The organism is Variovorax sp. H27-G14 (assembly GCF_046156345.1).
Lineage (GTDB): Bacteria > Pseudomonadota > Gammaproteobacteria > Burkholderiales > Burkholderiaceae_C > Variovorax.
The window spans coordinates 197,567-217,678 of sequence record NZ_JAYLVN010000010.1; the positions used below are offsets into that span (position 1 = coordinate 197,567).

Genomic DNA, 20,112 nt, shown 5'->3' on the forward strand with positions numbered 1-20,112 from the left:
ACTGAGCTTGTCGAAGTCTGCACACCGACTTCGACAAGCCCAGTCCGAACGGACGACGAGATGATTTTTCCGTTGTCCCATTGCCGTGAATCAAGGAGATCCTCATGCAAGTCCATCGCCTCGCCTCGCTGCTGCTTCTGCCCGCAGCCTTCGCTCTTACCGCCGGTGCCGTGTCAGCCAAGACGCTCGTGTATTGCTCCGAAGGCAGCCCGGAGAACTTCTACCCCGGCATGAACACCACCGGCACGTCGTTCGACGTGACCACGCAGGTCTACAACACCATCGTGGAGTTCGAGCGCGGCGGCACCAAGGTCACGCCGGGCCTGGCCGAGAAGTGGGACATTTCCGCCGACGGCACGGTCTACACCTTCCACCTGCGCAAGGGCGTGAAGTGGCACAGCACCAGCAAGAGCTTCAAGCCCACGCGTGACTTCAACGCCGATGACTTCATCTTCATGCTCGAGCGCCAGTGGAAGGAGAGTGACCCCTTCTTCAAGGTGACGAGCCAGAACCACTCGTACTTCAACGACATGGGAATGCCCAAGCTGTTGAAGACGGTCGACCGCATCGACGACTACACGGTGAAGATCGTGCTCAACCAGCCCGAGGCGCCGTTCCTCGCGAACCTGGCCATGCAGTACGCGGGCATCCAGTCGAAGGAATACGCGATTGCCATGCTGAAGGCCGGCACGCCCGAGAAGGTCGACCAGGACCCGATCGGCACCGGCCCGTTCTACCTGGTGCAGTACCAGAAGGACGCCATCATCCGCTTCAAGGCCTTCCCGCAGTACTGGGGCGGCAAGGCGAAGATCGACGACCTGGTGTTCGCCATCACGCCCGATGCGTCGGTGCGCTGGGCCAAGCTGCAGAAGGGCGAGTGCCACGTCATGCCGTACCCCAACCCGGCCGACCTCGACGCGATTCGCAAGGACCCGAACGTGCAGGTGCTGGAGCAGCCCGGTCTCAACGTGGGCTACCTGTCGTTCAACACCACCAAGAAGCCGTTCGACGATGTGCGCGTGCGCAAGGCGGTGAGCATGGCAATCAACAAGAAGGCCATCATCGACGGCGTGTACCTGTCCACCGGCGTGGCCGCGAAGAACCCGATTCCGCCGAGCATGTGGTCCTACAACGATGCGGTGAAGGACGACCCGTACGACCCCGAAGCCGCCAAGAAGCTGCTGGCGCAGGCCGGCTTTCCCGACGGCTTCTCCACCGACCTGTGGGCCATGCCCGTGCAGCGCCCGTACAACCCGAACGCCAAGCGCATCGCCGAGCTGATGCAGGCCGACCTGGCCAAGATCAACGTGAAGGCGGAGATCAAGAGCTTCGAATGGGGCGAGTACCGCAAGCGACTGCAGGCCGGCGAGCACCAGATGGGCATGATGGGCTGGACCGGCGACAACGGCGACCCGGACAACTTTCTCTACACGCTGCTCGGTTGCGCGTCGGCCAAGTCGGCCAGCGGCAGCAACGTGTCCAAGTTCTGCTACCAGCCGTATGAAGACCTTGTGGTGAAGGCCAAGAGCACGACCAAGCAGGCCGACCGCGATGCGCTCTACAAGAAGGCACAGGTCATCTTCAAGGAGCAGGCGCCGTGGTTCACCATCGCGCATGCGGTGCAGCTGAAGCCGGTGCGCAAGGAGGTGGTCGACTTCAAGCTGAGCCCGTTCGGCCGTCATACTTTCTACGGTGTGGATCTCAAGTAATTTTTCATGAAGCCTGTCGCCATCGTCGCGGCCATGCACGAAGAGTTGGCCGCACTGCTTGCGCAGATGCCCGACGAGCAGCGCGTGCGCGTCGCGGGGCGCGACTTCTGGGTGGGGCATCTGCATGACCAGCCGGTGGTTGCGGTGCTGTCGCGCATCGGCAAGGTGGCGGCGGCGGTCACGGCCACGGTGCTGCTCGAACGCTTCGGCGTGCGGGCCATCGTGTTCACCGGCGTTGCGGGCGGGCTTGCGCCGGGCGTGAACGTGGGCGACGTGGTGGTGGCCACCGAGCTGCTGCAGCACGACATGGACGCGTCCCCGCTCTTTGCAAAGCACGAGGTGCCGTTGATGGGCCTGTCGCGCTTCGCGGCGGACCCTGCCTTGTCCGACGCGCTGGCGGCCATGGTGAGCGATGTGCTGCGCGACCCGGTGGCGCTGATCGGTCAGGCGGGCGTCGACGAGTTCGGCCTGTCGGCGCCCAGGGTGCACCGCGGCCTGCTGGTGAGCGGCGACCGCTTCGTGTCGACCACGGCGGAGAGCGCAACGCTGCAGCGTGAACTGCCCGACGCGCTCGCGGTCGAGATGGAAGGCGCGGCGGTGGCGCAGGTGTGCCACGACTACGCCGTGCCCTTTGCCGCGATGCGCACGATTTCCGACCGCGCCGACGACGCGGCGCGTGGCGACTTCGCACGCTTCGTTGCCGTGGTGGCGAGCCGCTACAGCCTGGCGCTGGTTGGCGCCTGGCTGGCCACGCTGCCGGCAGTCGGTTGAGCTAGGACGAAGAGGGCAGGTGCCAGCGCGGAATGTCGCGCAGCAGCGGCGGGATCGACAGCGCCAGCAGCAGCGCCGCCAGCGGCACCACGCAGATGAAGCCGACGTACTTGAAGCCCAGCGCCCCCATCGCCCCGCCAAGCACGAACATGCCGACGAGCCCGACCGCGCGGCGCATGCGGGCAGGGTCGTGGCGCACCGCCAGCGGCGTGGCCTTGTCGCGGCCGTTCCAATAGAGCATCTTGCCGATCTCGATGCCCATGTCGGTGATGTTGCCGGTCATGTGGGTGGTGCGGATGCTGCCGCGCGAGGTCTTGGAAGCCACCGCGTTCTGCAGGCCCATGATGAAGGACAGCAGCAGCACGGTGAGCGGCACCGCGAACGGCGTGGCCCAGGTCAGCGTGATGGCGCCCATGAGCCCGAACGGAAACATCAACGCCGCTTCGAGCACCAGCGGCAGGGCGTACACGCCGTGCATGCGGTGCTGCCGCCCCCAGTTCACGAGCACGGCGCAGACCGCGGCGCCACTCACGAACGCGAGGATCGCGCCCAGCGCGTTCAGCAGCAACGTGGCGTTGCCCAGCACCATGCCGTCCGCCAGCTGCGAGGCGAAGCCGGTCATGTGCGAGGTGTACATGTGCAGCACGAGGAACCCGCCCGCATTCACCGCGCCGGCATTGAAGGCGAGCAGCAGGCCGAGCGCGGTGTTGGTGGACGGCGCGCGATGGCGGTTGGTGAGAAAGCGAAGTCTGCGCACGAGGGCCTCCGGTCAGCGCTGGGCTGCGGGCCACTCTAGCACCGGGGCAAGAGCCGAAGGCAATGCCCCGGCTTGGGTGTTACTTGAGCCAGCCGCGCCGGCGGAAGTACCACATCGGCCCCAGCGCGCTGGCCGCCATCAGCACCAGGGCGTAGGGGTAGCCCATCGACCAGTCGAGCTCTGGCATGAACTTGAAGTTCATGCCGTAGATGCTGGCAATCAGCGTGGGCGGCAGCAGCGCCACGCTGGCCACCGAGAAAATCTTGATGGTCTTGTTCTGGTTGATGTTGATGAAACCGACGGTCGCGTCCATCAAAAAGTTGATCTTGTCGAACAGAAAGGCCGTGTGGTTGTCCAGCGATTCGATGTCGCGCAAGATTTGCCGCGCCTCTTCGAACTGCTCTGCATTGAGCATCTTGCTGCGCATCATGAAGCTCACGGCGCGGCGCGTGTCCATCACGTTGCGGCGGATGCGGCCGTTCAAGTCTTCTTGGCGCGCAATGAGGCCCAGCACCTCGCCGGCCAGCTCGTCGGTGACGTTGCCCGACAGCACCTTCTTGCCGGCCACTTCGAGCTCGTCGTAGATATTCTCCAGCGTGTCGGCGGAGTATTCGGCGTCGGCGTCGAACAGCTTCAGCAGCACTTCCTTGGCGTCTTCGATCAGACCCGGCGCGCGGCGCGCGCGCATGCGCAGCAGGCGGAACACGGGCACGTCTTCGTCGTGTATCGAGAACAGCACGCCGCGGCTGCGCAGGTCGGTGTTGTGCTGGTTGAGGATGAAGGCCACGCGCACGGTGCGCGGGTCTTCGTCGTCGTCGATCAAGAAGTCGGAGCGGATGTGCAGTTCGCCGTTGTCTTCTTCATAGAAGCGGGCCGACTCCTCGATGTCTTCGTCCATCGCGTCTTCGGGAATCGACAGGCCGTAGTACTGCTTGATCCAGCGCTTTTCTTCGAGCGTGGGCGACTCCAGGTCGACCCAGATCGGCTGGAACTTGGAGAGCTCTTCGAGCGCCTCGATCTCTTCCTGAACGAGGCGGCCGTTGGCAAGCGTGAAGATGTTGAGCATGGGCTCACTCCCGGGTATGACTGGAACGTTGGGCGAGGGAGGGGGGCGCTTTCAATTCCCGGGCCCGACGTGCGCGAAACATCGCGTCAAGAAATCGTGTCAGCGAAAGGGAGTTGAAAGCTGCCGAGACGGGGCAGTTTCCATGGGAAGAATCTCTGGTTGCAGCGAGGCGCGATTATGTCACCGGCCACATGGCAGCACGGTGGCCGAGCTGGACGGACATACAGTAAAGTCGGTCGCCATGCAGACCCCTGCGCCCCTTGCCTTTGCCGCCGCGCCCGCGACCCCTTCCGCTCAGTCAGAGCGCCTGGCCGCCGCGCTGGCCACGCTCAACGACGCGCAGCGCGCGGCGGTAGAACATGGCGTGGTCGCGGCTGTCGGCGACAGCGGCGGTGCCGGCGCAGCCACCGCGCGCGACGACCGTCCGCTGCTCGTCATTGCCGGCGCCGGCTCGGGCAAGACCAGCACGCTGGCGCACCGCGTGGCGCACCTCATTGCGGGCGGCGTCGATCCGCAGCGCCTGCTGTTGCTGACCTTCTCGCGCCGGGCCGCGCAGGAAATGGGGCGGCGCGCCGGCCAGGTGCTGGCCAAGGTGCTCGGGCTGCAATCGGAGGCACCGCCCGTGCTGCCCTGGGCGGGTACCTTCCACGGCATCGGCGCGCGGCTGCTGCGCGAGTACGCCCCGCAGATCGGGCTCGACGAAAACTTCACCATCCACGACCGCGGCGACGCCGAAGACCTGATGGGGCTCGCGCGCCACGAGCTGGGTCTGTCGTCCACCGTGAACCGCTTTCCGCGCAAGGGCACCTGCCTGTCGATCTATTCGCGCTGCGTGAACACGCGCGCGCCGCTGGGGCAGGTGCTGAGCGAAGCCTTTCCCTGGTGCGCGGAATGGGAGGCCGAACTCAAGAAGCTGTTCGGGGCCTATGTCGAGGCCAAGCAGCAGCAGAAAGTGCTCGACTACGACGACCTGCTGCTCTACTGGGCCGAGATGGCCGCCGAGCCCGCGCTGGCCGCGCACATCGGTGCGCGCTTCGACCATGTGCTGATCGACGAATACCAGGACACCAACCGGCTGCAGGCCTCAATTCTTCTGGCGCTCAAGCCCGACGGGCGCGGCGTGACGGTGGTGGGGGACGACGCGCAGTCGATCTATTCGTTCCGCGGCGCCACGGTGCGCAACATCCTCGACTTTCCGACGCAGTTCACGCAGGCGGCGCGCGTGGTCACGCTGGAGCGCAACTACCGCTCGACGCAGCCCATCCTGGACGTGTCGAACCGCGTGATTGCGCAGGCCGCCGAGCGGCACGCCAAGACGCTGTGGACCGACAAGCCCTCGGCCGGCAAGCCGCAACTGGTGCTGGTGGCCGACGACGCGGCGCAGGCGCGCTGGGTGGCCGACAAGGTGCTGGCGCACCGCGAGGGCGGGCTGGCGCTGAAGTCGCAGGCGGTGCTGTTTCGCACCTCGTCGCACAGCGCGGGGCTTGAGCTGGAGCTGGCGCGGCGCAACATTCCGTTCGTGAAGTTCGGCGGGCTCAAGTTTCTGGAAGCCTCGCATGTGAAAGACCTGCTTGCGGTGCTGCGCTTTGCGCAGAACCCGCGCGGGCGCATGGCGGGCTTTCGGGTGACGCAGCTCATTCCGGGCATCGGCCCGGCCACGGGCGCGCGGCTGCTCGACGCCATGGATCAGGCGGCCGACCCGGCCGCGGCGGTGCGCGACTTCATGCCGCCGTCGGCCGCGCGCACGCAATGGGCGGAATTTGCGCAGGCCTACGCCGCCTTGCGCGCGCCCTCGCTCAAGTGGCCGGCCGATGTGGAAGTGGCCATGAACTGGTACCAGCCCCACCTGGAGCGCCTGTACGAGGACACCTCCGGCGTGCGCCGCGCCGACGTCGAGCAGCTCGCGCGGCTGGCCGCCGGTTACGGCTCGCGCGAACGCTTTCTGACCGAGCTCACGCTCGACCCGCCCGAGGCCACCAGCGACCGGCCGGGCCCGCCGCTGCTCGACGACGACTACCTGATTCTTTCGACCATCCATTCGGCCAAGGGGCAGGAATGGAATTCGGTGCATGTGCTCAACGTGGTCGACGGCTGCATGCCGGCCGACGTGGCGCAGGGCGCGCAAGAGCTGGAAGAAGAACGCCGTCTGCTCTACGTGGCCATGACCCGGGCGCGCGACCATCTGCACCTGCTGGTGCCGCAGCGCTTCTACATCACGCAGCAGGCGGCGCGGGGCGACCGGCACCTGTATGCCAACCGCACGCGCTTCATCGCCGATGCCGACCTTGCGGGCTTCGACCAGCAGACCTGGCCGCCACCGCCGGAGCGAGCGCCGGCGGTGCCGCCGCCGAGCGCGGTGATCGACCTGCGCAACCGGATGCGTGCTGCCTGGCGCTGAAAGCCAGGCCCTTTTGCCGACAGGGTCACCAGGTTTTTCGCCCTGACACACATCTGCGCAAACCGCTGCAACGCCTGCCCCGCGCGCATGCATTGCTATGGATTGATGAGCGTGTGAAATGCTGCGCTGCACCGGGCCGCGCTGCGGGCAACCCTGGTATTGCAATACCGTGACAGCTTGGGCATAGTGAATTCACCGCGCTGAATTTCTCTCTCAATTCTCTTTTTTCCCCCCTTCTTTTCTCTTTCTCTCTCCCGCACCCAGTTCCCCCGGCCACGCTTCATTCCGGAGCGGGGTCATTTCCCCAACCGTCAATTCCAGGAGGTCATTCATGAATTTGACGATCAGCGGTCATCACCTCGACGTCACACCTGCCTTGCGCACCTACGTCACGAGCAAGTTGGACCGGATCACCCGACATTTCGACCAGGTGGTCGATGTGAAGGTGATCCTCACGGTGGAAAAGCAGAAGGAAAAGGAACGCCGCCAAAGGGCGGAATGCAACATCCACGTCAAGGGCAGTGACATGTTCGCGGAATCGAGCCACGCTGATCTTTATGCCGCGGTCGACGACCTGGTCGACAAGCTGGACCGCCAAGTGGTACGCCACAAGGACCGGCTGCAGGACCACCACCACGCGGCACCCAAGCGCATCATGTAATTCGGCGCCTCGCGCCTCGCCAAAGGCCGCCTCAGGGCGGCCTTTTTGTTTTCCGACCATGGCGCTGGGACTTTGGCAAGCTTCCCAGGCGCCCAGAGGCGTACGGGCAACATGTAGACAGAAAGTAAATAAGGGGACTGGGGGTTTTTACCAAGCGGGTGCATAATCGCGCCCGCTCTGCACCCACCATGAATCGCCTCGCGTCCATCCTGCCGCCCGCTCAAGTGCTTGTGAGTGTTGACGCAACCAGCAAGAAACGTGCTTTTGAAGAAGCCGGCTTGCTGTTTGAAAGTCTCCACGGCCTGGGCCGTGCACTCATCACCGACAGCCTCTTCGCGCGCGAGCGCCTCGGGTCCACTGGCCTGGGCCACGGCGTTGCCATTCCGCATGGCCGCATCAAGGGCCTCAAGGCGCCGATGGCCGCCGTGTTCCAGCTGGCCAACCCCATCGGTTTCGACGCACCCGACGAGCAACCCGTCGCGCTGCTGATCTTTCTGCTGGTGCCCGAAGCGGCCACGCAGAAGCACCTTGAAATCCTGTCTGAAATCGCCGAGCTGCTGAGCGACGCCAGCCTGCGCGAACAGATCAAGTCCAGCACCGACGCGGCCGCCCTGCATGGCCTGATCGCCAGCTGGCAGTCCACGCAAGTCGCCTGAGCGCATGCGTTGGTACGCGCGGCTGCTGATAAGCTGCGCGGCTCTCTCCGTCACTCCAACGCAATGCCGACGCCCGTGCGCCGGTGCCTGAACGCATGAAGCCGACCGTCATCAGCGCCGATGCCATGTTCGAGGAGTTCCGCGGCTCGCTCCGCTGGGAATGGCTCGCAGGGCTTGGCGCGTCAGAGCGCCAGTTCGACCCCGAGGTCATCAGCCGCGCGCAGTCGGCGGCCGACCTGGTGGGCTACCTCAACTACATCCACCCGTACCGCGTGCAGATTCTGGGCGCGCGCGAGGTCGCCTACCTGACGCGTGGCAGCCAGGAAGACTGCGCCCGGCGCATCGCCCGCATCGTCACGCTGGAGCCGCCGATGCTGGTGCTGGCCGACGGCCAGGCACCGCCCGACGAGCTGCTGTCGATCTGCGAGCGCGCCCAGCTGCCGCTGTTCGCCACGCGCGAGTCGTCGGCCTTCGTGATCGACCTGCTGCGCGCCTACCTGTCCAAGCATTTCGCCGAACGCACTTCGATGCATGGCGTGTTCATGGACATCCTGGGCATGGGGGTGATGATCACGGGCGAGTCGGGGCTGGGCAAGAGCGAACTCGGCCTGGAACTGATCTCGCGCGGCAACGGCCTGGTGGCCGACGATGCGGTCGACCTGTACCGCATCAACCAGAACACCATCGAAGGGCGCTGCCCCGACCTGCTGCTGAACCTGCTGGAAGTGCGCGGCATCGGCCTGCTGGACATTCGCGCGATCTTCGGCGAGACAGCCGTGCGCCGGAAGATGCGGCTCAAGCTCATCGTGCACCTGGTGCGCCGCGACAGCTTCGAGCGCGACTACGAGCGCATGCCCTCGGCGCCGCTCACGCAGGACGTGCTGGGCATTCCGGTGCGCAAGGTGATCATTCAGGTGGTGGCGGGGCGCAACATTGCCGTGCTGGTGGAGGCGGCGGTGCGCAATTCGATCCTGCAGTTGCGGGGTATCGACACCTACGCCGATTTTGTGGCGCGCCACCACAAGGCGATGGAAAGCGGCCGCGACGGGGACTGACGCCCCCGCGGCCCCGGGTTCAGCGCCGTTTGGCGCAGTCGCCGCACAGGCCGTACAGCGACATGGCGTGGTCCTGCAGGATCCAGCCCTTGTCCTTCGAAATCATCTGCTGGCGGCGCTCGATCTCGGCGTCGTAGAACTCCTCGACCTTGCCGCACGAGGTGCAGATCAGGTGGTCGTGGTGCGTGCCTTCGTTCAGTTCGTAGACCGCCTTGCCGCTCTCGAAATGGCTGCGTTCCAGAATGCCGGCCTGCTCGAACTGGGTCAGCACGCGGTAGACCGTGGCCAGGCCGATGTCGGAGTGTTCGTTCAGCAGCACACGAAAGACATCTTCCGCCGTCATGTGCCGCTGGCTCCCGGTCTGGAAGATCTCCAGGATCTTCAGGCGTGGCAATGTGGCCTTGAGGCCGGTGTTCTTGAGTTCGTCGATGTTGGCCATGTTGGTTCCTGCGCCCGGGGCTGCGGCAAAAAGGCCCTGAAAGGGGCCAGCCGCTACAATGGCCGATCATATCGCTACCCCCTTTTCCCTCCATGCCTGCCATTCTCCAACGCCGTTCCTGGCTGCTGGTCGCCGCCGTGGCCGCCACGCTCTGCCTCGGTGCCTGCAGCGGTTTCAGTGATCGCACGCGCAGCGCGCTGTCCTCGGTCACGCCCTACAAGGTCGAAGTGGTGCAGGGCAATTTCGTGTCGAAGGAACAGGTCGCGGCGCTCAAGCCCGGCATGTCGCGCCAGCAGGTGCGTGAAATTCTCGGCACCTCGCTGCTGAGCGACGTGTTCCACACCAACCGCTGGGACTACGTGTTCACCATCCGCCGTCAGGGCGTCGAGCCGCAGGAGCGCCACCTCACGGTGTTCTTCAACGGCGAGCTCATGGACCGCTTCGAAGGCGACGAGATGCCCAGCGAAGAAGAGTTCGTGGCCACGCTGGACACCCGCAAGAAATCGGGCAAGGTGCCCCCGCTCGAGGCGTCGGAAGCCGACCTGAAGAAATTCGCCCCCTCCAAGGACGACAAGAAGGCCGATACCGCTGGCGGCACCGACCCCCAGGCCTCGCTCCCGCCGTTGCCGGCCGCCTACCCCCCGCTCGAAGCCACGCGCTGATCGCGCAGGCTTCACACAGACAGCCGTAGCGGGCGGCGCCCGCCGAGCCAGGCAGTGCCCGTCCCGTGTTCCCCGTGTTCTTTGCATGACTGAATTCGCGTGACCGACTCCACTTCCGCTCCTTCCAATCTCGCTTCCGATTCGCGCCGCATCGCCGTCGCGGGTGCCTCGGGCCGCATGGGCCACATGCTGATCGAGGCCGTGCGCAACGCGCCCGACCTGCGCCTTGCCGGCGCGCTCGACATCGCGGGCAGCCCCGCCCTGGGCACCGACGCCAGCGCCTTCCTGGGCTTCGACAGCGGCGTGTCCATCGTGTCCGACCTGCATGCCGGCCTGAAGAATGCGCAGGTGCTCATCGACTTCACCCGCCCCGAAGGCACGCTCGCGCACCTTGCGGTGTGCCGCGAACTTGGCGTGCAGGCCGTCATTGGCACCACCGGCTTCAGCGACGCGCAGAAGGCCGAGATTGCCGAGATCGCCAAGGACATCGCCATCATGATGGCGCCCAACATGAGCGTGGGCGTCAACGTCACGCTCAAGCTGCTCGAAATGGCGGCCAAGGCCATGTCGAGCGGCTACGACATCGAGATCATCGAGGCGCACCACCGCCACAAGGTCGACGCCCCCTCGGGCACCGCGCTCAAGATGGGCGAAGTCATTGCCGACGCGCTGGGCCGCGACCTGAAGGAATGCGCCGTGTACGCCCGCGAAGGCATCACCGGCGAGCGCGACCCCTCCACCATCGGCTTCTCGGCCATCCGCGGCGGCGACATCGTGGGCGACCACACGGTGCTGTTCGCGGGCACGGGCGAGCGCATCGAAATCACCCACAAGTCGTCCAGCCGCGTCACCTATGCGCAGGGCAGCCTGCGCGCGGTGCGTTTCCTGGCCGAACAGCGCGCCGGCCTGTTCGACATGAACGACGTGCTGGGCTTGCGCTGAGCCAAAGCCAGATCAAAGCCAGACCAAAGGACCGCCGATGAGCGTGCTCGAACTGCTGACCCATGGCGACGGCGTCAGCCGTTCGGTGGCGGCGCTGCTGCTGGCGATGTCGATCGCAAGCTGGGTCATCATTCTGTGGAAGGCCTGGCTGCTGCGCGGCGGCACGCGCGACGTGCTGCGCAGCATTGCGGCGTTCTGGCAGTCGTCCACCCTGGCCGACGCCGAGCACAGGCTCAAGGCCTTCGACAAGGCCACGCTGGTGTCGCCCGCCGTGGCGGCCCTCAAGAGCATCGCCGCCGGCGCGCCCGAGGGCACGCTGGGCGCCGCGGTCGATCGCAACCAGCGCCTGACCCGCGTGCTGCGCGACGCGCTGCATGGCGCGCTGCGCCGGCTGCAGGCGGGCCAGATCCTGCTGGCCACCGTGGGCGCCACTGCACCCTTCGTCGGCCTGCTGGGCACGGTGTGGGGCATCTACGGCGCGCTCTCGGGCATTGCGGGCCAGACCGGCGGCTTCACCATCGACAAGGTGGCCGGGCCCGTTGGCGAGGCGCTGGTCATGACGGCCTTCGGCCTGGCCGTGGCCATTCCGGCCGTGCTGGCCTACAACGTCTTCGGCCGTGTCATCGGCCGCATCGAGGCCGAGCTCGAAGGCTTCGCGCACGACCTGCTGGCCAGCTTCGGCACCCCGCCGGCCCCGGCCCCGGCCGCCGCATTGCCGCCCGCGCGGCCCATGCCGGTTTAAGCACACAAGGCGCGCCGCACCATGGCCTTCGGACGCACTTCACTGGGCAGCAGCGCCGCAGGCGGCGGGCGCGCCATGGGCGCGGGCGCGCAGCGGCCGCTGTCCGACATCAACGTAACGCCGCTGGTCGACGTGATGCTGGTGCTGCTGGTGATCTTCATCATCACCGCGCCGCTGATGGCCAGCTCCATCAAGCTCGACCTGCCCCAGACCGATGCGGGCCAACCCAACGACGCGCCCAAGTTCGTGAGCCTGGCGGTCGATGCCGCGGGCAAGGTCTTCCTCAACGACCAGCCCGTGACCGACGAAGAGCTGGCCACCCGCCTCGAAAAGGCGGCGGCCGACAGCAAGGACACCGAGGTGCAGCTGCGCGCCGATCAAACGGTGCCCTACGGCAAGGTGGTCGCGCTGATGGGCATTGCGAACAAGGCGGGCTTGAGCCGCATCGGCTTCGTGACCGACGCGCCACCGCCGGCCGGCCAGGCTGCTTCGCCCGCCTCGCCCGCCCCCCGCTGACCACACCGCGCCGCGCGGCCTTTCATCAGGGCTTGACGTCGACCATCGCCGTGTCGTGCGCCACGCCGTTCGTGAACTGCACCTCGTAGTCGAACTGGTCGGGGCCGCTGAAGCCCGGCTCGGGCACGAACCAGACCCCCAGCCCCGACAGCGAGCGGCCGCTGCAATCCGTGGCGCCGAAGCGCGAAGGCCCGATGGTGACCGTGCCCGGCCGCACCGTGGCCGTGCCGTGCGCCGGCAGTGTGCGCAATGTGACGCGCGGATCGGGCCCCTGTGTGCAGTCGGAGCGGTGCTGCACGTAGGTGAAGATGCGCACCTCCTGCCCGGCGGTGGTGCTGCGCCGCCAGGTACGCTCCTGCGGCGTGTCTTTCTGGGCATGGGCCAGCGGGCCCAGTGCCAGGGTGGCGAGCAGTGCGAAGGTGAAGGCTTTCATCGTGAAGGGTGTCTCACTGGCTGTGTGCCTCAGGGCGTCGGAGGCTTCCTGTTCTCGATGGCTTCGGCAATGGCCGCTCCCGCATAGGAAAGCGCCGTGCTCCACAGCACGGACAGCGAGCCGACGGCGAACTGGGCGCGATGGAGCCGGTCGGCTGTCATGGCGCCTGCCGAGGCGCCATGGAGCTGGTACTGCACATAGAAAAAGTAGCTCGCATACAGCCAGCCGGCGATGGCCGCGATCAGCAGCAGGAGCCGCCATCCGCCGTGCCACTTTGCAATGACCGCTTCAACCGCTTTCGTCGTCTGCAGCACAAGGCCCAGGATGAAGCCCACGCCCGCGCCGTAGAGCGCCACCGCGCCGTAGTCCGGCAACGTCCCCAGCGAGCGGGTGACCGTGGGCCACGACACGCCCGCGCCGATGAGCGCGCTCAGGCCCTTGACGAGCTTTTCTCTCATGGGCTCATGTTCCGGCGGTCACGTAGACCGCCTGGTATCTGGCGCGGCCAGAGGCCCTGTCGCGAATCAGCACCGGGAGCTCGACGATGTCCAGGCTGGTTGCCGGCAGCGAGAGCTCCACGGATGAGGTGTCGCCCGTCTCTTTCGCTTCGATGCGCTCCAGCCGCAGCACGTCGCGCTGAGCGAAGGTCGGCCCTGCCCAGCCGCGGTCTTCCTCCGGGAAGTCCTGCGCGGCAACAGGGCCCGCTCTGATCGAGAAAATGTAGCCCTGGCCTTCAAGCCGACCCAGCGCAACCCGCAGGGCCGCGAGCGTCTCGGGGGGTGTGCGGGGCAGCACCATGTACAACTGGCTGCCCTTGCGCCAGTTCATGCGCTGCTCATAGCCCGCTTCCGTGGGGCTTTTTCGGGTGGCCGAAATCCGGAACTCGGTCTGTGCTTCCTTCATGCCGAGCAAGGCCTTGTGAAACACCAGCTCCGAGACGTAGTCCCAGTAGTGCGCCGGCGTGCGCCACGGCGGCTGCGTGTCCATCGTGTAGGTGAGCGCCGGAACCGCCTGGGGCGACTTCGTATACAGAACGTCCTGGGAGTCCTTGCGCGTACCTGCCGTGAGGTACCGCGTGAACTTCAGGCAACTTTCCACGGGCAGTTCGCCAAGCGCCGAAGTCCGGAACCCCGCCGCAGGCCATTGGAAGTAAAGCGCCTGCGCCGGTCGCTTGGCCTTGGCATCGCCGTTGTCCACGTTGCAGACCTGGTAGACGAACTCGTGGGCCTCGAATTCTTGGCGCCTGTCCCGCACCGTGTCCGTGGAAGAGACGATGGCGCGCACGGGAATGCTCTGCCTGGCATGGATTTCACCGTCGACCGGATAGCCCAGTGCATTCCTGACAGGGTCCGCCATGGCGCACCCGCCGGTGAGTGCGCAAAGGATCGCGACCGCAGCCTGCATCCGCATGGATCGCTCCTTTGGGACATGACCTGCACCACCATGAACCGCGAGCGACAGACGCTCTCACGCAATGTAAGAGTTTTGTTAGCAGCCTGCAATCGCCTGCTGCTACCGCTGGCTGCTACCGCCTGCTGCTACCACCGGCTACGGCCAGAGGCCGTGGCCACTCAGCCCAACACCACCGGCTTGGTGTGCCAGATCTCGTGCGCGTACTGCGCAATGGTGCGGTCCGACGAGAACGCACCCATGCCCGCCACGTTCAGGATGGCCATCTTCGTCCACGCATCCGAGTCGCGGTACAGCGTGTCCACCTCGGCCTGCTTGGCCACGTAGCTCGCGTAGTCGGCCAGCAGCAAATAGTGGTCGCCCCAGTTCACCAGCGCGTCATAGATGCCCTGGTAGCGCGCCGGCTCGCCCGCCGAAAACGCGCCGTCGCGAATGTCGTCGAGCACGCGCCTGAGCTCTGCGTTGCCCTCGTAGATGTCGCGCGGCTGATAACCGTGGGCGCGAATGTCGGCCACCTCGGGCGTGGTGTTGCCGAAGATGAAGATGTTCTCCGGCCCCACGTTCTCGCGCATCTCCACATTGGCGCCGTCCAGCGTGCCGATGGTGAGCGCGCCGTTGAGCGCGAACTTCATGTTGCCGGTGCCCGAGGCCTCGGTGCCCGCGGTGGAAATCTGCTCCGACAGGTCGGCCGCCGGCATGATGATCTCGGCCAGGCTCACGCTGTAATTCGGCAAAAACACCACCTTCAGCAGCTTGCCCACGCGCGGGTCGGCGTTGATGGTGGCGGCCACGTCGTTGATGAGCCGAATGACCAGCTTGGCCATCACATACGCCGACGCCGCCTTGCCCGCGAACACCACCACGCGCGGCACCATGTCGATGGCGGTGCCCGCCGCGTGCGCGTCCAGAATGCGGTGGTAGCGCGCCACCACATGCAGCACGTTGAGCAGTTGCCGCTTGTACTCGTGGATGCGCTTGACCTGCACGTCGAACATGGCGTCTGTGTCGATGTCGATCTTCAGGTGCTGCTCGACCCAGTTGGCCAGGCGCAGCTTGTTCTCGCGCTTGGCATGGCGAAAGGCGCGCACGAAGGCCGGCTGATCGGCCATCGGCTTGAGCGCCTCGAGTTGCGACAGGTCGCGCCGCCAGCCCTTGCCGATGCGCTGGTCGAGCAGCGACGCCAGCGGCGGGTTGGCCTGCGCAAGCCAGCGGCGCGGCGTGACGCCGTTGGTCTTGTTGTTGAAGCGCTCCGGAAAGATCTTGTCGAAGTCCGCAAAGATCGACTGCTTCATCAGCTCCGAGTGCAGCCCCGACACGCCGTTGATCGAATGGCTCGCCAGCACCGCCACATAGGCCATGCGCACGCGCCGCTCGCCGGCCTCGTCCACCAGCGACAGCCGGCGCAGCAGCTCCACGTCGTTGCCCGCCTTCTGCGTGACCGTGGCAAGAAACTTCGCGTTCATGTCGTAGATGATCTGCAGGTGCCGCGGCAGGATGCGCCCGAGCATCTCCACCGGCCAGGTTTCCAGCGCCTCGTGCATCAGCGTGTGGTTGGTGTAGCTGAAGACCTTTTGCGTGTGCTCCCAGGCGGTGTCCCAGTCGAGGCCGTGCTCGTCGAGCAGCAGGCGCATGAGCTCGGGCACGGCCAGCACCGGGTGCGTGTCGTTCAGGTGGATGCTGACCTTTTCCGACAGCTGGTCGAAGGTCTTGTGGCTGCGCAGGTAACGGCGCAGCAGGTCCTGCACGCTGGCGCTGCAGAAAAAATATTCCTGGTGCAGGCGCAGCTCGCGGCCCGAGGGCGTGGAGTCGTCGGGGTACAGCACGCGCGACACGTTCTCCGACTGGTTCTTGCTTTCCACCGCGCCCATGTAGTTGCCGCGGTTGAAGGCCGAGAGGTCGATTTCTTCTGTGGCGCGCGCCGACCACAGCCGCAGCGTGTTGGTGGCCTGGGTGCCGTAGCCGGGAATGATGGTGTCGTAGGCCACGGCCCGCACGTCATGCGTGTCGACCCAGTCGGCCGCGCCGTAGGGCGCGTTGGCGCCTTCGCGGCGTTGCACGCGCCCGCCGAACTTCACGCGGTAGTTCACCTCGGGCCGCTGAAACTCCCACGGGTTGCCGCGCGTGAGCCAGTAGTCGGGCGTTTCCACCTGCTGGCCGTCGACGATGCGTTGGCGGAACATGCCGTACTCGTAGCGGATGCCGTAGCCCATGCCGGGCACGCCGAGCGTGGCCATGGAGTCGAGAAAGCAGGCCGCCAGCCGGCCGAGGCCGCCGTTGCCCAGGGCCGCGTCGGGCTCACGTTCGGCCAGGGCGTCCATGTCGACGCCGAAGTCGGCCAGCGCCTCGCGCACGGTGTCGTACAGGTCCACGGCGAGCAGCGCGTTGGTGAAGGTGCGCCCGATGAGAAATTCCATCGAGAGGTAGTACACGCGCTTCAGGTCCTGGGCGTAGTTGGCGCGCGTGGTCATCATCCAGCGCTCGACCAGTTGGTCGCGCACGGCCTGCGAGGTGGCGTTGAGCCAGTCGTCCTGGCTGGCCGCGACCGGGTCCTTGCCGACCGCGTAGATCAGCTTGTTGGCCACCGCACGCTTGAAGGCCGCGACGTCGCGGTCGGGGTGGTCGTAGGCGAAGTCTTTGATCGTCATGGTTGGCGTTCTCGGGGTGAATGGTGTTGGTGTTTACCGAGCTTGAAGCCGGCACGGTTGTTTTGTGTGAGGGATGGGGAGGCATTCGGGGCGCGTGCACAGGCCGCCGGGTACTCCCCTCCGCGAATGTCCCCCGGGCTTCGCCCTCCTCCTTTATTTCGCTGCGGGGAGCACCCGACGCCCTGTGCACCAGGGCACGCTCTGTGTGCTCGCACGATCAACGACCGCTCCGCATAACGCTCAGGAGGGTGGGGTGCCTTGCGCAGCGAAACAAAGGAGGAGGTGCGGTAGCCCGCAGGCCGGGGGACATTCGCGGAGCAAGGTACCCCGCCCTCCTGAGCGCGCCCTGAACGAACCCCGGTGCGCCCCGAACGAACCGCAGTGCGAAGAACAGACAGAGGCCGCGTCATCCCAGCGCCTCCCGATAGACATCGATGTACTGCGCAGCCGCCGTACGCCAGTCCGCCGGCCGCCGCATCGCATGGCCTCGCACACGGCGCCAGTCCGGCGCGCGCTGGTACAGGGCGAAGGCTCGACGCACCGCGCGGTCGTAATCGGCTACCTCGAAACGGTCGAACACGAAGCCCGTGGCCTCGCCGCTGGACAGGTCTTCGAGCGAACTGTCGACCACCGTGTCGGCCAGACCGCCCACGCGCCGCACCAACGGCAGGCTGCCGTACTTCAGGCCGTACATCTGCGTGAGCCCGCAGGGCTCGAACAGCGAAGGCACCAGCGTCACGTCGCCCGCGCCGAACAGCTGATGCGCCAACGCCTCGTTGTAGCCGATGGTCACGCTCACCGACTGCGGCGCGGCCGCCGCGCGCTGGCGAAAGGCTTCTTCCAGCCACGCCTCGCCGGCCCCCAGCAACGCCAGCTGGCCGCCCTGGGCCAGCAACGCATCGAGCCCGCCCAGCACCAGGTGCAGCCCCTTCTGTTCGGTTAGCCGGCTCACCAGAATGAACAGCGGCGCATCCGGCCGCTCGGCCAGCCCCAGCTGATGCTGCAGCACCGACTTGCAACGCGCCTTGCCCGCCATGTGGCGGCCTTCGGGCGTCTGGAAGCCCTGCACCAGCGCGGCATCGGTGGCCGGACTCCAGACCTTGTCGTCGACCGCGTTGAGGATGCCGCTGAGCACACCGCTGCGCTGGCGCAGCAGGCCGTCGAGCCCGCAGCCCTGCTCGGGCGTCTGGATTTCTCGGGCGTAGGTCGGGCTCACCGTGGTGATCCGGTCGGCGTAGCACAGGCCGCCCTTCATGAACGAGACCTGGCCGTGGTACTCCAGCCCGTCGATCTGGAACGCCGCGCCCGGCAGGCCCAGGTCGGGGAAGGTCCACGGCGCGAAGATGCCCTGGTAGGCCAGGTTGTGCACGGTGAACACGCTGCCCACGCGCGCGCCCTTCAACTGGCCAGCCTCGCGCGCAAAGTGCAGGTAGGCCGGCGCCAGCGCCGCGTGCCAGTCGTGCGCATGCACCACCTCGGGCTGCCACAGAGGGTCGAGGCTCTGGGCCAGTTGCGCCGCGGCCCAGCCCAGCAGGGCAAAGCGGCGGTGGTTGTCGGCGTAGGGCTGGCGCGAGGCGTCTTCGTAGGGGTTGCCGGGCCGGTCGTAGAGCGCCGGCGCGTCGATCACGTAGGCCGCCATGGCCGGCGCGCCGTCAGTGGCGATGTGGCCGAAGCGCAGCGCAAAACGCTCGCCCCAGGGCGCGTTGAATTCGGCCACCGGCGTCAGGCCATGCACCCCCGCCATGATGGCCGGAAAGCCCGGCAGCAGCACGCGTGCGTCCTGCCCGTCGGCCATGAGCGCCAGCGGCAGGGCACCGGCGATGTCCGCCAGACCGCCGGTCTTCAGCAGGGGAAAGAGCTCGGCGCTGACCTGCAGGATGCGCATCGTCAGGCGTCCGCCAGCCGCTTGAGCATTTCGCGCGTGACCAGCACCACGCCGGTCTCGGTGCGCTCGAAGCGCGCGGCGTCGGCCTCGGCGTCCTCGCCGATCACCATGTCATCGGGAATGACGCAGGCCCGGTCGATGACCACCTTGCTTAGCCGGCAGCCGCGGCCCACTTCGACGTCGGGCAGCAGCACCGCCTGCGAGATCGTGCAGAACGAGTGGACGCGCACGCCCGAGAACAGCACCGAGTCGCTCACCGACGACCCTGACACGATGCAGCCACCCGACACGATGGTGTTGGTCGTGAGCCCGGGCTTGCCGTCGCGCCCGAACACGAACTTGGCAGGCGGCAACTGGCGTTGGTAAGTCCAGATGGGCCAATTGGTGTCATAGATGTCGAGCTCGGGGGTGATCGAGGCCAGATCGAGGTTGGCTGCCCAGAATGCATCAATCGTGCCCACGTCGCGCCAGTAGGCAGGGCTGTCGCCGCCGCGCGTGGCGCGCGTCACGCACGACATGCTGAACGGATGCGCCAGCGCGCGGCCCTCGGCCACGGCGCGCGGAATGATGTCCTTGCCGAAGTCGTGGTCGGAGTTCGGGTCCTTGCTGTCTGCCTCGAGCAGGCGGTAGAGGTACTCGGAATCGAACACGTAGATGCCCATGCTGGCCAGCGCCACGTCGGGCTTGCCGGGCATGGCGGGCGGGTCGGCGGGTTTTTCCAGGAAGGCCGTGACCTTGCGGGTTTCGTCCACGTGCATCACGCCGAAGGCGGTGGCCTCCATGCGCGGCACCTCGATGCAGCCCACGGTGCAGCCCATGCCGCGCTCGGCGTGGTCCTTGACCATGATGGAGTAGTCCATCTTGTAGATGTGGTCGCCGGCCAGCACCACCACGTAGTCGTGCGGCGTGGAGCGGGTCTGGATGATGTCCAGGTTCTGGAACACGGCGTCGGCCGTGCCGCGGTACCAGTGCTCGTCGCCCACGCGCTGCTGCGCGGGCAGCACGTCGACCATCTCGTTGAGCTCGGCGCGCAGAAAGCTCCAGCCGCGCTGCAGGTGGCGCATGAGCGAGTGCGACTTGTACTGCGTGACCACCGCCATGCGCCGGATGCCGGAGTTCAGGCAGTTCGACAGCGCGAAATCGATGATGCGGAACTTGCCGCCGAAGTACACGGCCGGCTTGGCGCGCCGGTCGGTCAGCTGCTTCAGGCGGGAGCCACGGCCGCCGGCCAGCACCAGGGCGATGGTGCGGCGGACCAGTTGATGGGCCTGCAGCTCGTGCTGTGGCCGCGCTTGCGCTGGGGGATTGAGCTTGTCCATCTTCTGTCTCCGTTCGTTCGTTCGTTCGTTGGAATGCGTCGTCAGA

19 protein-coding genes are annotated in these 20,112 nt (G+C 66.6%); 10 read left to right on the plus strand and 9 right to left on the minus strand.

From position 1 onward, the window contains the following. Positions 1 to 104: 104 nt before the first annotated feature. Positions 105 to 1,709: an ABC transporter substrate-binding protein gene (locus VLK31_RS22675; protein WP_409170704.1), complete on the plus strand. Its 1,605-nt coding sequence runs from the start codon at positions 105 to 107 to the stop codon at positions 1,707 to 1,709. A 6-nt stretch (positions 1,710 to 1,715) separates the two neighbouring features. Further along, on the plus strand, positions 1,716 to 2,480 hold the full coding sequence (locus VLK31_RS22680) for a 5'-methylthioadenosine/adenosylhomocysteine nucleosidase (RefSeq protein ID WP_409170705.1): 765 nt from the start codon (positions 1,716 to 1,718) through the stop codon (positions 2,478 to 2,480). A 1-nt stretch (position 2,481) separates the two neighbouring features. On the opposite strand, the gene VLK31_RS22685 is transcribed toward VLK31_RS22680, so the two are convergent. Both VLK31_RS22685 and corA read right to left on the minus strand, forming a co-directional pair. Further along, positions 2,482 to 3,237, minus strand: coding sequence for a YoaK family protein (locus tag VLK31_RS22685; RefSeq protein WP_409170706.1), 756 nt, complete (start codon positions 3,235 to 3,237; stop codon positions 2,482 to 2,484). Between the two features lie 79 nt (positions 3,238 to 3,316). Further along, positions 3,317 to 4,303, minus strand: coding sequence for a magnesium/cobalt transporter CorA (gene corA / locus VLK31_RS22690; protein WP_409170707.1), 987 nt, complete (start codon positions 4,301 to 4,303; stop codon positions 3,317 to 3,319). Positions 4,304 to 4,544: 241 nt separating this feature from the next. Here corA and VLK31_RS22695 point away from each other — a divergent pair, with 241 nt between their 5' ends. From VLK31_RS22695 to hprK, 4 genes are all read left to right on the plus strand, one after another. Next, on the plus strand, positions 4,545 to 6,701 hold the full coding sequence (locus tag VLK31_RS22695) for an ATP-dependent helicase (RefSeq protein WP_409170708.1): 2,157 nt from the start codon (positions 4,545 to 4,547) through the stop codon (positions 6,699 to 6,701). Between the two features lie 331 nt (positions 6,702 to 7,032). Beyond that, positions 7,033 to 7,362, plus strand: a complete 330-nt coding sequence (hpf, locus tag VLK31_RS22700; RefSeq protein WP_409170709.1) for a ribosome hibernation-promoting factor, HPF/YfiA family — start codon at positions 7,033 to 7,035, stop codon at positions 7,360 to 7,362. A 188-nt stretch (positions 7,363 to 7,550) separates the two neighbouring features. Further along, complete coding sequence (locus tag VLK31_RS22705; protein ID WP_409170710.1) at positions 7,551 to 8,018, plus strand: PTS sugar transporter subunit IIA; 468 nt, start codon at positions 7,551 to 7,553, stop codon at positions 8,016 to 8,018. Between the two features lie 95 nt (positions 8,019 to 8,113). Then, positions 8,114 to 9,073, plus strand: a complete 960-nt coding sequence (gene hprK / locus VLK31_RS22710; RefSeq protein WP_409170711.1) for an HPr(Ser) kinase/phosphatase — start codon at positions 8,114 to 8,116, stop codon at positions 9,071 to 9,073. 19 nt (positions 9,074 to 9,092) lie between these two features. Here the strand turns inward: hprK and fur are convergent, their stop codons facing one another. Further along, a complete protein-coding gene (gene fur, locus VLK31_RS22715; RefSeq protein WP_409170712.1) occupies positions 9,093 to 9,512 on the minus strand; it encodes a ferric iron uptake transcriptional regulator in 420 nt (139 codons plus the stop codon). A gap of 92 nt (positions 9,513 to 9,604) precedes the next feature. Between fur and VLK31_RS22720 the strand changes: the two genes are divergently transcribed. The 4 genes from VLK31_RS22720 to VLK31_RS22735 all read left to right on the plus strand — a co-directional run bounded on the left by VLK31_RS22720 (position 9,605) and on the right by VLK31_RS22735 (position 12,374). Further along, positions 9,605 to 10,174 carry an outer membrane protein assembly factor BamE gene (locus VLK31_RS22720; protein ID WP_409170713.1) on the plus strand — a complete coding sequence of 190 codons (570 nt, stop codon included), beginning with the start codon at positions 9,605 to 9,607 and terminating at the stop codon, positions 10,172 to 10,174. Positions 10,175 to 10,273: 99 nt separating this feature from the next. Further along, entirely contained in the window at positions 10,274 to 11,116 is an 843-nt protein-coding gene (gene dapB, locus VLK31_RS22725) for a 4-hydroxy-tetrahydrodipicolinate reductase (RefSeq protein ID WP_409170714.1), read from the plus strand. 37 nt (positions 11,117 to 11,153) lie between these two features. Further along, a complete protein-coding gene (locus VLK31_RS22730; protein ID WP_409170715.1) occupies positions 11,154 to 11,858 on the plus strand; it encodes a MotA/TolQ/ExbB proton channel family protein in 705 nt (234 codons plus the stop codon). A gap of 21 nt (positions 11,859 to 11,879) precedes the next feature. After that, positions 11,880 to 12,374, plus strand: coding sequence for an ExbD/TolR family protein (locus VLK31_RS22735; RefSeq protein WP_409170716.1), 495 nt, complete (start codon positions 11,880 to 11,882; stop codon positions 12,372 to 12,374). A gap of 25 nt (positions 12,375 to 12,399) precedes the next feature. On the opposite strand, the gene VLK31_RS22740 is transcribed toward VLK31_RS22735, so the two are convergent. From VLK31_RS22740 to glgC, 6 genes are all read right to left on the minus strand, one after another. Beyond that, on the minus strand, positions 12,400 to 12,807 hold the full coding sequence (locus tag VLK31_RS22740) for a hypothetical protein (RefSeq protein WP_409170717.1): 408 nt from the start codon (positions 12,805 to 12,807) through the stop codon (positions 12,400 to 12,402). 29 nt (positions 12,808 to 12,836) lie between these two features. After that, entirely contained in the window at positions 12,837 to 13,265 is a 429-nt protein-coding gene (locus VLK31_RS22745; RefSeq protein ID WP_409170718.1) for a hypothetical protein, read from the minus strand. Between the two features lie 4 nt (positions 13,266 to 13,269). After that, entirely contained in the window at positions 13,270 to 14,217 is a 948-nt protein-coding gene (locus VLK31_RS22750) for a hypothetical protein (RefSeq protein ID WP_409170719.1), read from the minus strand. A 161-nt stretch (positions 14,218 to 14,378) separates the two neighbouring features. Then, the gene (locus VLK31_RS22755) at positions 14,379 to 16,862 is read right to left on the minus strand and encodes a glycogen/starch/alpha-glucan phosphorylase (protein ID WP_409170720.1); all 2,484 of its coding nucleotides are present in this window, start codon (positions 16,860 to 16,862) and stop codon (positions 14,379 to 14,381) included. A 406-nt stretch (positions 16,863 to 17,268) separates the two neighbouring features. Beyond that, the gene (gene glgA / locus VLK31_RS22760; protein WP_409170721.1) at positions 17,269 to 18,747 is read right to left on the minus strand and encodes a glycogen synthase GlgA; all 1,479 of its coding nucleotides are present in this window, start codon (positions 18,745 to 18,747) and stop codon (positions 17,269 to 17,271) included. Between the two features lie 2 nt (positions 18,748 to 18,749). After that, complete coding sequence (gene glgC / locus VLK31_RS22765) at positions 18,750 to 20,066, minus strand: glucose-1-phosphate adenylyltransferase (RefSeq protein ID WP_409170722.1); 1,317 nt, start codon at positions 20,064 to 20,066, stop codon at positions 18,750 to 18,752. Positions 20,067 to 20,112: the final 46 nt, after the last annotated feature.

Coding starts and splice junctions, on each gene's coding strand:
- hprK (WP_409170711.1), top strand. CDS start 8,114: ATGAAGCCGACCGTCATCAGCGCCGATGCCATGTTCGAGGAGTTCCGC.
- VLK31_RS22750 (WP_409170719.1), bottom strand. CDS start 14,217: ATGCGGATGCAGGCTGCGGTCGCGATCCTTTGCGCACTCACCGGCGGG.
- VLK31_RS22745 (WP_409170718.1), bottom strand. CDS start 13,265: ATGAGAGAAAAGCTCGTCAAGGGCCTGAGCGCGCTCATCGGCGCGGGC.
- VLK31_RS22680 (WP_409170705.1), top strand. CDS start 1,716: ATGAAGCCTGTCGCCATCGTCGCGGCCATGCACGAAGAGTTGGCCGCA.
- VLK31_RS22740 (WP_409170717.1), bottom strand. CDS start 12,807: ATGAAAGCCTTCACCTTCGCACTGCTCGCCACCCTGGCACTGGGCCCG.
- glgA (WP_409170721.1), bottom strand. CDS start 18,747: ATGCGCATCCTGCAGGTCAGCGCCGAGCTCTTTCCCCTGCTGAAGACC.
- corA (WP_409170707.1), bottom strand. CDS start 4,303: ATGCTCAACATCTTCACGCTTGCCAACGGCCGCCTCGTTCAGGAAGAG.
- fur (WP_409170712.1), bottom strand. CDS start 9,512: ATGGCCAACATCGACGAACTCAAGAACACCGGCCTCAAGGCCACATTG.
- VLK31_RS22695 (WP_409170708.1), top strand. CDS start 4,545: ATGCAGACCCCTGCGCCCCTTGCCTTTGCCGCCGCGCCCGCGACCCCT.
- VLK31_RS22730 (WP_409170715.1), top strand. CDS start 11,154: ATGAGCGTGCTCGAACTGCTGACCCATGGCGACGGCGTCAGCCGTTCG.
- hpf (WP_409170709.1), top strand. CDS start 7,033: ATGAATTTGACGATCAGCGGTCATCACCTCGACGTCACACCTGCCTTG.
- VLK31_RS22735 (WP_409170716.1), top strand. CDS start 11,880: ATGGCCTTCGGACGCACTTCACTGGGCAGCAGCGCCGCAGGCGGCGGG.
- glgC (WP_409170722.1), bottom strand. CDS start 20,066: ATGGACAAGCTCAATCCCCCAGCGCAAGCGCGGCCACAGCACGAGCTG.
- VLK31_RS22675 (WP_409170704.1), top strand. CDS start 105: ATGCAAGTCCATCGCCTCGCCTCGCTGCTGCTTCTGCCCGCAGCCTTC.
- VLK31_RS22755 (WP_409170720.1), bottom strand. CDS start 16,862: ATGACGATCAAAGACTTCGCCTACGACCACCCCGACCGCGACGTCGCG.
- VLK31_RS22705 (WP_409170710.1), top strand. CDS start 7,551: ATGAATCGCCTCGCGTCCATCCTGCCGCCCGCTCAAGTGCTTGTGAGT.
- VLK31_RS22720 (WP_409170713.1), top strand. CDS start 9,605: ATGCCTGCCATTCTCCAACGCCGTTCCTGGCTGCTGGTCGCCGCCGTG.